This is a genomic window from Anaerolineae bacterium (genome assembly GCA_014360855.1).
Classification (GTDB): Bacteria; Chloroflexota; Anaerolineae; order JACIWP01; family JACIWP01; genus JACIWP01.
The window spans coordinates 2,382-11,510 of sequence record JACIWP010000084.1 but is presented as its reverse complement, the minus strand read 5'-3'; the positions used below and the strand labels follow the sequence as shown (position 1 = coordinate 11,510).

Below are 9,129 nucleotides of genomic sequence, written 5' to 3'. Positions count from 1 at the left end.
CGCTGGCCCAACGCGGCTGGCTGCCGCTGGTGATCAAGGGCGTACAGGGAAGGTAAGACGAGCTCAGGCGGCGGCAGTCACTGCAGGGGCGAATGCCGCCTAAACAGAGGGCTCCCCTTGATCCTCCCGCCGGCGGGAGGATCAAGAGGAGCTTGCACTATCCCCCGCCCGCGCATGCGGAGAGGGGAAAGCGTATGGCTGACCTTGGCAATGCGGCTCTTTCCACACCCTTATGTCCAGGGTGTTTGCGATATGGCGGCCGGCATGCTATGATATGGGACGACGGCAGGACGTTGGGGAGGCGAACGATGGGGACAGAGCACAAGCCTACTGTCGGGTTCATCGGGCTGGGCATCATGGGCAAGCCTATGGCGAGCAATCTCCTGCGCGCCGGCTATCCCCTGGTGGTGCACAACCGCAGTCGGGCGCCGGTGGATGAGCTGGCCGGCATGGGCGCCGAGCCGGCATGGTCCCCGCGGGAAGTGGCGGGGCGGGCGAGCGTCATCATCCTGATGCTGCCCAATTCCCCGCATGTACGGCAGGTCGCCGCCGGCCCCGACGGCCTGTTCGAGGGCATTGCGCGCGGCAGTGTCATCATTGACTGCAGTTCCATTTCCCCGCGGGTCACGGCGGAGCTGGCAGGGCAGGCCGCCGGCCTGGGGGTGGACTGGCTGGATGCGCCGGTGACGGGTGGGCCGCAGGGAGCGACATCCGGCACCCTTACGTTCATGGTGGGCGGGCCGGCGCAGGCCCTGGAACGCGTGCGCCCCATCCTGCGCGCCATGGGCAAAACCATCGTGCACATCGGCGAACGGCCCGGGAGCGGCCAGATCGCCAAGGCCTGCAATCAGGTGGCCGTGGCACTGGAACTGCAGGCGGTGTGTGAGTCCCTTCTGCTGGCGCAGGCCGCCGGCGTGGACCCGGCCAAGGTCTACGAGGCCATGCGCGGCGGGGCCGCCGGCTCCTGGCAGATGGATGTGCAGGGGCCTAAAATCCTCCAGCGCCGGCATGACCCCATCTTCAAGGCCTGGATGCACCTCAAGGACCTGGAGATCGCGCTGGAGACGGCGAGCGATGCGCATGTGCCCCTGCCTGGGACGGCGCTGGTGGCCCAATTATACCATTCCATCCTGCGCGCCGGCCGCGGCGACGAGAACATCAGCACGCTCATCCATGCGCTGGAGGAGCTGGCCGGGGTGCGGGTGGCCGCCAGCGAGCCGGCGGAAGATAGCGCGCCGCTCCATCACTGCGATTAACCGGCAGACAGCCGGATAGGTTTCCGCAATGTATCCCCCTTCTCGCCGGCGGGCTGTATCCTGGATGCTCCTGCTGGCAGTGTGGATCGCCCTGGCCTCGGGGCTTTCCCGTTCGTCCGCGGATGATGGCGTCCGCCCCCAGCGGTGGATCGTCTACATCACCGCCGGCACCCCACAGCTCCGCACCCAGCTCATCCGCCAGGGCCTGGATATCGTCTCCGTGGACCTGCAGGGAGTGACGGCTCGCCTGACGCCGGCCCAACTACGGGCGCTGGAGCAGGCCGGCTTCCTCTGCCAGGTGCTGGAAGCCGGCGCCCAATCCATCCCGGTGGACGATCTCTATCACTCCTTCGCCGAGACCGAGGCGGAACTGCAGGCGCTCGCGGCCCAGCACCCCGACATCGCCCGGCTGGAGGTGATCCGCCGGAGCGTGGAGGGCCGGCCCATCTACGCCCTCAAGATCAGCGACCGCGCCCAGGAGGATGAATGGTCAGAGCCGGCGGTGCTTATCTTTGCCCTGACGCACGCTCGGGAGCACCTGAGCACGGAGATGGCCCTGGACATTCTCCATATGCTGATCGAAGGGTATGGGCGCTCGGGTGAGATCACCAACCTGGTGCATCAGCGCGAGATATGGATTATCCCCGATCTCAATCCCGATGGCGACGTGTACGATACGGAAAGCGGGTACTACCGATTCTGGCGCAAGAACCGCCGGCCCAACCCCGGCGGCTCCTTCGGCGTAGACCTGAACCGCAATTTCGGCTATCGCTGGGGATGCTGTGGCGGCTCCAGCCCATCCCCATGGGAAGAGACCTACCGCGGGCCGGCGCCCTTCTCTGAACCCGAAAGCGCGGCCCTGCGCGATTTCGTCGAGTCCCACCCCAACATCACCGCCTCGCTCAGCCTGCATTCGTACGGTGAATGGATCCTCTGGCCATATGGGTACACGTACGAATCCCCGCCGGCCGACATGCGCCCACAGGACTATGAGGCGTTCCGCCGGCTGGCCGGGGCCATGGCCGATTTGAACGGCTATCGTGCCATACAGGCCAGCCAGTTATACCTGGCCGATGGGACCGCCGATGACTGGCTGTATGGGGCGCGGGGAATCTTCGCCTTCACCCTTGAGCTGTATCCCCGTACGTCGAACCCGGGGTTCTATCCGCCCGGCACCGTCATCCCGGCGGAGACGGCGCGCAATCGGCCGGCGGTGCTGTATCTCCTGCGCATGGCGGACAATCCCCGCAAGGTGGTGGGAGAAGGGGGCGACCTGACCCCGCCGCAGGTGGCGCTGACCGCGCCGGCGGCCGGCGCATACGTCTCCGGTCCGCTCCCCATCTCGGCGGATGCCGGCGATGACATCGGGGTCACGCTGGTGGAGTTTATTGCGGATGGCCGGACGCTGGGGCTGGATGAGGAGCCGCCTTTCGCGCTGGTGTGGGAGGATGTGCCGGCGGTGGGGAGCGCGCGGGTCTGGGCGCGCGCCTATGACGCCGGCGGGAATACGGCCGAATCCCCGCCCGTGCTGGTGCACTTTGCCGGCTCTCCGCCCGGCTATTTCCCCATTGTGCAGCGCCAGTCCGCGACCAGCCCATGAAACGCCAACAGGGGGCCCAGCGTTGGGCCCCCTGTTGGTCGAGGCGAAAGGAGGGAGTACGGGTAACTTTCGGTTGGGATGGAGCTCCCATGCACTGCGAAGCGCACGGCTTCGCCTACCAGGAGACCCCTCAGGTACTGCCAGAACTGCAGGAACTGCCGGCGGAGAAGCCCGAACTGCTCTTACTGCCGCCCACCCCGAACAGGGAAAGCGCCTTATGCACGTGCTGGGAGCCGCACTTCGGGCAGGTCACGCCTTTGTCGGCGTTCTGCATGGATTGGACGAACTTCTCGAAGCGCTCGTGGCACTCGTCGCACTGATATTCGTAAATCGGCATAGCTGTCCCTCCTGGATGGCGGTGGGCTAGAAGCGGGCCGGCAGGCCCTGCCGGCGCCGGTCCTCATCCGCCAGGAAGATGAGCTGATAGGCATCCACGTTGCCGGCGCCGCGCAGTTGGCCGTTCACCAACACCAGCGGGTACGAGAGCCGCTGGCGCTGTGCCTGTTCCAGCACCTGCTGGAAGCGCTGGCGGGTATCCGGCTGGTCCACATCGTGGAATTCGACGGACACCTCTTCACCATAGATATTCTTCAGGAATTGGCGGGCGATGGCGGTGGTCTCCTCCGAAGACCGCGCCGGCGCTCAACCCCACTGACAGACTTCCTCCATGCGTGTGCCCAGAACCGTGATGTAGGTGTAGACCATGCTGTGCCTCCTTGTCATATACCCTACCAGGGTAGCGCATACTATTATACCGGGGAGGGGCTGGATTGTCAAATCCGGCGGGCACTGCGCACAGGTTCAATACCCCAAGCGCGGATGGCGCGATACCCAACGACCAGAAGGTATAGAGTATATACGATGACCTCCAGCAATGATGGGTTGCCGTTATATCCGAAGAGGGCCTTCAGGAAAGAGCCGAGCGGGCCATTTTCATCCAATATTGGGTTAATATTCCAGAGGGTGTCTATGAAGGTCGGCAGAAGGCCGGCTTCCTGCAGTTCATGGACACCATGCGCTAACAGACCTGCGGCTACGAGAAGAAGCAGGATGCCGGTCACTTGGAAGAAGAGGCGAATGCTGATGCGCCTGCCGGCGGAAAACAGCAACCATCCGATCCCAATCGCAATTCCTAATCCGAGCAATCCTCCCAAGATTACCTGCTGGCCGTCGGCCTGAAATGCCGCCGCTGTCAGGAACAGTGCGGTCTCAATGCCCTCACGCACCACTGCTATGAATGCCAATACAAATAGTCCCCACCATCCGTTGTGCCGGGCCGCTATGCGAGTCTCCTCCTCAAGATGCTGTTGCAGTTTCGAACCTTGACCCTGCATCCAGAAAATCATCCATGTCAGCAATCCGGCCGCTATTAGCATGATAGTGCCCTCGAAAATTTCTTCAGCAGTGCCCTCTAGCCTCCAGCCAAGGATCAAAAGGGCGGTGCCGGCAATTACGCTGACCAGTACAGCCGCCGCCGTGCCGCCCCATACCGCCAAAGCACGATCTCTGGCCCCCAAACGGTACAGTAGGCTCAGCACGATGCCCACAATCAGAACCGCCTCCAGCCCTTCGCGCAGAGTAATCAGCAGTGCCGCAATCATGGTCCCCCCTAAATTCAGTTGGTTATGTGTAATGACTTGCTGTAGCGGACTTACCAATGCCAACCTGATTACGATTATAATTAATTAACCAAATTTGTCAATAATGCGAGGGGACAAGTTTGCAGATGGTATCGCGATTTTCCGCCCATCTGGCAATTGCTTTGTCAAGGTGTATATGCGCTCCCCAGTACCCACTTCGCAGGGCCGCTTGCCAAAACCTGTACAGCGCGGGTATACTTTGGAGGCAGAAGCGCCGGCGGCACAGCCGACAGGGAGGGAAAACGTTGATACCGAAGAACTTCCCCGGTCGGGGCAAGGTGGCGGTGCTGAAAACTTCGCCGCAGACAGTGCTAGAGGATTACGCGCGCCTGATGCGTCTGGCCGGCTACGAGGAAGCCCTGCCCAAAGACGCAGAGACCATCCTCAAGGTCAACATCTCCTGGCAGACCTGGTACCCGGCCTGTTCCACCGCGCCCTGGCAGTTGGAAGGGGTGATCCGCACCCTGCTGGCCGACGGATACGCCGGCCTCATCGCCGCCCATAACCGCACCGCAGTGGTGGACGCCTATATTGGCGAGCGCAATAACAAACACAAGGACATTATTGACGCCTATGGCGTCCGCAACGTGCACCTGTACGAACCGCACGTCGCCTGGGTGCACTACACCCCTAAATCGCCCATGCTGGTGCTGGACAAAATCTTCCCCGAGGGCATCTATATCCCGGAGCTGTTCATCGGCCGCAATATGATTCATCTGCCCACGGTGAAAACCCACGTCTTCACCACCATCAGCGGGGCGATGAAGAACGCCTTCGGCGGCCTGCTGGGCGAGAAACGACACTGGACCCATGGGGTCATTCACGAGACGCTGGTGGACCTGCTTTCCATCCAGCAAGAGATTCATGCCGGCCTCTTCGCTGTCATGGATGGGACGTTCGCCGGCGACGGGGCCGGCCCCCGCGCCATGCGCTGGCACGAGAAAGATATCATCCTCGCCTCTGCCGACCAGGTGGCGATCGATGCCATATCCGCCAAGCTCCAGGGCTTCGACCCCATGTCCATCCCCTTCATCCGCATCGCCCATGAAATGGGATTGGGGGTGGGCGACCCCCGCGACATCGAGGTGGTAGGATATGATATCTCGGGGGAGGACTGGGGCTTTGTGCTGGAGGATACCCTGGCCAGCCGCGGCCAGAAGGTCATCTATCAGGGACCGCTCAAGCCGCTCGAGGGGCTACTGCTCCGCACGCCGCTGGCGCCGTGGTCCTTTTTCGCTTCCAAACTGTATTACGACGTCTACTGGTACCCACGGGTAGGCCGGCCCAGGGTGGAAGCGGCCCTGCAGACCAAGTGGGGCCGGCTCTTCCAGTCCTACGGCAGTGGCGAAGTGACCATGCCCGGCATGGACACCCGCACGGCGGCGCTGGCCGCCGGCGGCCTGGCCTCGGTACTACTGCTGACCCTGGCGACGTATGTACACCGCCGGCGGCAAAAGGGGAAGGGGGTCTGAACCATGGACAGTGCCCAGTGGCTGGCGGCGGCTATCGCGGCCTTTCTGGCGGCGGCAGTACCGACCTTCCTGTACATCCTGCTGATTCGCTGGCTGGACCGCTACGAGAAGGAGCCGGCCTGGCTGCTGGCGGCGGCCTTCCTGTGGGGTGCCATGCCGGCAGTCATCATCTCCCTCATCTTTGAGTTTGTCCTCGGCCTGTCGTGGCAGTTAGCCGGCACGACGCTCCTGACCGCTTTCGTGGAGGCCAGCCTGATCGCGCCGGTGGTGGAGGAAGTGGTCAAGGCGCTGGCGCTGTGGGGCCTGCTGACGCTGTTCCGGGCGGAGTTCGATGACGTGCTGGACGGCGTCATTTACGGCGCGCTCATCGGCTTTGGCTTCGCCATGACCGAGCACTTCTTTTACCTGCTGGGAAGCTTTGGGGAGGGCGGTTTCTCCTCCTTGGCGATCACGGCGGTTTTGCGGGTGGGGATCTTCGGGTTCACCCACGCCGTGTTCACCGCCATCACCGGCGCCGGCTTTGGCTATGCCCGCAATGCACCGAACCGGGCCGCCGGCCGGCTGGTCGTGCTGGCCGCATTAGCCGGCGCCATCGCTTTCCACGCCGTGCATAATTTCGGCGCCACCCTGGTGCAGGCCGTCCCAGTCGCGCTGGTCCTGAGCCTGGCCAATAATACGGCCGGTATCCTCCTGGTGGCGGTGATTGTGGTGCTGGCGCTGAGCCAGGAGAAACGCTGGATCGCCGAAGAGCTGAAGGATGAGATCGGGGTCAGCCTGAACGAGGAAGGATATGCCATGCTCATCCGCCGGCGGGCCGGCGTGGCCCGGCGCATGGGCAAGCTGGCCTGCGTGGCCGGCATCCGGGTCAGCAAGATGGTCGAACTGCGCCGGCTGGCGACGGAGCTGGCCTTTAAGAAGGCGCAGTACCGCGCCGGCGACCGCTCGCCGAAGCTGGAGGAAGCGATTGCCCGCCTGCGCCAGGAGCTGATCGCCCTGCAGGATGCGTTTGCCTGTTCCACCGATTTGGGGTAACATTCCCCGGTAAATTCGGTATACGGTATGCTGAACGAAAGGAGGATGCGATGCGCAAGATCAGGATCACTGCCGGCGGCATCAGCGTGACCGCCGAGCTGAACGATTCCCCGACCGCCGATGCGATCTGGAACGCCCTGCCGCTGGAGGCAAGGGGGAGCACCTGGGGCGATGAAATCTACTTCTCCATCCCCGTACATCTGCCGCAGGCCAGGGACGCGAAGGAAGTGGTCGAGCTGGGCGATCTGGGATACTGGCCGCCGGGGAACGCCTTCTGCATCTTCTATGGGCCGACGCCGGCCAGCCTGGGGAACGAGATCCGGCCGGCCAGCCCGGTCAACGTCTTCGGCCGCATCGTGGATGACCCGACCGTGTTCCGCAAACTGCGCGGCAGTGTCAGCGTGCGGGTGGAACGCCTGGAAGAACGGTCTTGACAGGCACGGGGACAATATTTTCACAGGAGGACGCCATGGACAGGGGCTGGGATGGCATTTGCAAGGTGGGCATCGTGCAGTTCATGATATTCCCCGAAGTGATGCGCGGGGAGGGGTCGGTGGTGGAGACCATCACGAAAATCGCCGCGGATGACTTCTTCGGCGCCATGGAGATCACCCATATCGCGGACCCGGAGGCGCGCCGGCAGGCGGCCGGCATCCTCGCCGCCTCGCACATGGCCCTGGGCTTCGGCGCCCAGCCCATGCTCCTCACGAACAAGCTGGACCTGAACCATCCCGAGGAGGCGGAACGGAGCAAAGCGGTGGACCTGATGAGGGCGGCCATTGATGAAGCGGTCGAGCTGGGCATCGGGCGGGTGGCGTTCTTGAGCGGCAAGGACCCCGGCGAGGCCCAGCGCGAGCGCGCCCTGGACCTGTTGGTGGATTCCACGCTGGAGCTGTGCGAGTACGGCAAACGCAAGGGCGTGTTCCTGATCTGCGAGACCTTCGATTATGACGTGGAGAAGCGCGCTCTGATTGGGCCGGCGCGGTTGGCGGCGCGCTATGCCGAGCGGGTGAAAGCGCAGTACGACAACTTCGGCCTGATGTATGACTTGAGCCACGTCCCTCAGCTCCGCGAGGACGCGCTGGAAGGGCTGTCCATCCTGAAGCCGCACCTGGTGCACGTGCACGTGGGCAACTGCCAACTGCGCAACCCGAACCATCCTTCCTACGGCGACCAGCATCCGCGCTTCGGCATCCCCGACGGCGAGAACGATGTTCCTGAGCTGACAGCTTTCCTGAAAGCGCTGTTCCAGGTGGGGTATCTCCAGGAACATCCGAAGGGAGACCTGCCCGTCGTGGCCTTTGAGGTGAAGCCGATGAAGGGAGAGCTTTCGGAGGTGGTCCTGGCGAATACCAAGCGCGTGTGGCGCGAGGCCTGGAGCCGGCTGGAGCTGTAGCTTAGTCGTTCCCGGTGGCACTTCAGGTGACAGTCACCTGTATGGTGACTGTCACCTGTTTGTGTCACCTGTTTGTCTCTCCCGCAGAGCATGGTAGAATAGTGGGGGAGAAAGGGCCTGGCTCGCGATCGCGCCAGGGTTTGAAGATGAGTTTCAGTGAAAGCTCCCTTGGACCCCTATAGTAGAGGGGGCCAGGGGTATCACCCCTACCCCCTGGCCCCTTCCCCGCCGGCGGGGAAGGGGTTCGGGGATGGGGTCACTCGACTCATGAGCACACTATCTCCAACTTGTAGAATAGTACCTTGAATGATAGCGCAACGGCCGTGGGCTGTGTCCTCAGGCCGGGAGGAAAACTATGCGTGTGGCAATCGCCTATGGGCGCGGAGAACTGGAGATTGACCTGCCGGACGATGTGCCGGTGCAGGTGATCACGCCGGTGGAGACGCCCGGCCTGCCAGACGAGCGGACGGCACTGCTGGATGCTATGCGGCATCCGATCGGCTGTCCGCCTCTGCGCGAGATCATCCCCGCCGGCGCTCGCGTGGCGGTCGTCTTCAGCGACATCACCCGCCCCATGCCCAATGACCGCGTCCTGCCGGTCCTGCTGGAGGAGATCGAATCTGCCGGCGCAGGGGAAACCATCCTCATCAACGCGCTGGGCACGCACCGGCCGAACTCCCCGGAGGAGCTGGAGCACATGCTGGGCAAGGAGGTCATCTCCCGCTATCCCATC

Annotated in this window: 9 protein-coding genes and 1 pseudogene (1 of these 10 cut by a window edge); 7 read left to right on the top strand and 3 right to left on the bottom strand. The window is 63.5% G+C overall.

The window, feature by feature from the left end; translation table 11 throughout:
• The first annotated feature begins 308 nt into the window (after positions 1-308).
• Positions 309-1,256: an NAD-binding protein gene (locus H5T60_06325; GenBank protein ID MBC7242043.1), complete on the top strand. Its 948-nt coding sequence runs from the start codon at positions 309-311 to the stop codon at positions 1,254-1,256.
• Between the two features lie 28 nt (positions 1,257-1,284).
• Positions 1,285-2,856: a zinc carboxypeptidase gene (locus tag H5T60_06320; GenBank protein MBC7242042.1), complete on the top strand. Its 1,572-nt coding sequence runs from the start codon at positions 1,285-1,287 to the stop codon at positions 2,854-2,856.
• Between the two features lie 130 nt (positions 2,857-2,986).
• Here H5T60_06320 and H5T60_06315 read toward each other — a convergent pair whose 3' ends face one another.
• The 3 genes from H5T60_06315 to H5T60_06305 form a co-directional block, all read right to left on the bottom strand.
• Positions 2,987-3,193, bottom strand: coding sequence for a zinc ribbon domain-containing protein (locus tag H5T60_06315; GenBank protein MBC7242041.1), 207 nt, complete (start codon positions 3,191-3,193; stop codon positions 2,987-2,989).
• 26 nt (positions 3,194-3,219) lie between these two features.
• Positions 3,220-3,465 carry a hypothetical protein gene (locus tag H5T60_06310; protein ID MBC7242040.1) on the bottom strand — a complete coding sequence of 82 codons (246 nt, stop codon included), beginning with the start codon at positions 3,463-3,465 and terminating at the stop codon, positions 3,220-3,222.
• Positions 3,466-3,629: 164 nt separating this feature from the next.
• Positions 3,630-4,457 carry an FTR1 family protein gene (locus H5T60_06305; GenBank protein ID MBC7242039.1) on the bottom strand — a complete coding sequence of 276 codons (828 nt, stop codon included), beginning with the start codon at positions 4,455-4,457 and terminating at the stop codon, positions 3,630-3,632.
• Positions 4,458-4,828: 371 nt separating this feature from the next.
• Here H5T60_06305 and H5T60_06300 point away from each other — a divergent pair, with 371 nt between their 5' ends.
• The 5 genes and pseudogenes from H5T60_06300 to larA form a co-directional block, all read left to right on the top strand.
• Entirely contained in the window at positions 4,829-5,968 is a 1,140-nt protein-coding gene (locus tag H5T60_06300; protein MBC7242038.1) for a DUF362 domain-containing protein, read from the top strand.
• Positions 5,969-5,971: 3 nt separating this feature from the next.
• Complete coding sequence (locus tag H5T60_06295; protein MBC7242037.1) at positions 5,972-7,000, top strand: PrsW family intramembrane metalloprotease; 1,029 nt, start codon at positions 5,972-5,974, stop codon at positions 6,998-7,000.
• Positions 7,001-7,050: 50 nt separating this feature from the next.
• Positions 7,051-7,434: a hypothetical protein gene (locus H5T60_06290; GenBank protein MBC7242036.1), complete on the top strand. Its 384-nt coding sequence runs from the start codon at positions 7,051-7,053 to the stop codon at positions 7,432-7,434.
• A gap of 35 nt (positions 7,435-7,469) precedes the next feature.
• Positions 7,470-8,396 carry a sugar phosphate isomerase/epimerase gene (locus tag H5T60_06285; GenBank protein ID MBC7242035.1) on the top strand — a complete coding sequence of 309 codons (927 nt, stop codon included), beginning with the start codon at positions 7,470-7,472 and terminating at the stop codon, positions 8,394-8,396.
• Positions 8,397-8,751: 355 nt separating this feature from the next.
• Positions 8,752-9,129, top strand: a pseudogene (gene larA, locus H5T60_06280) (nickel-dependent lactate racemase) (it continues 1,044 nt past the right edge of the window).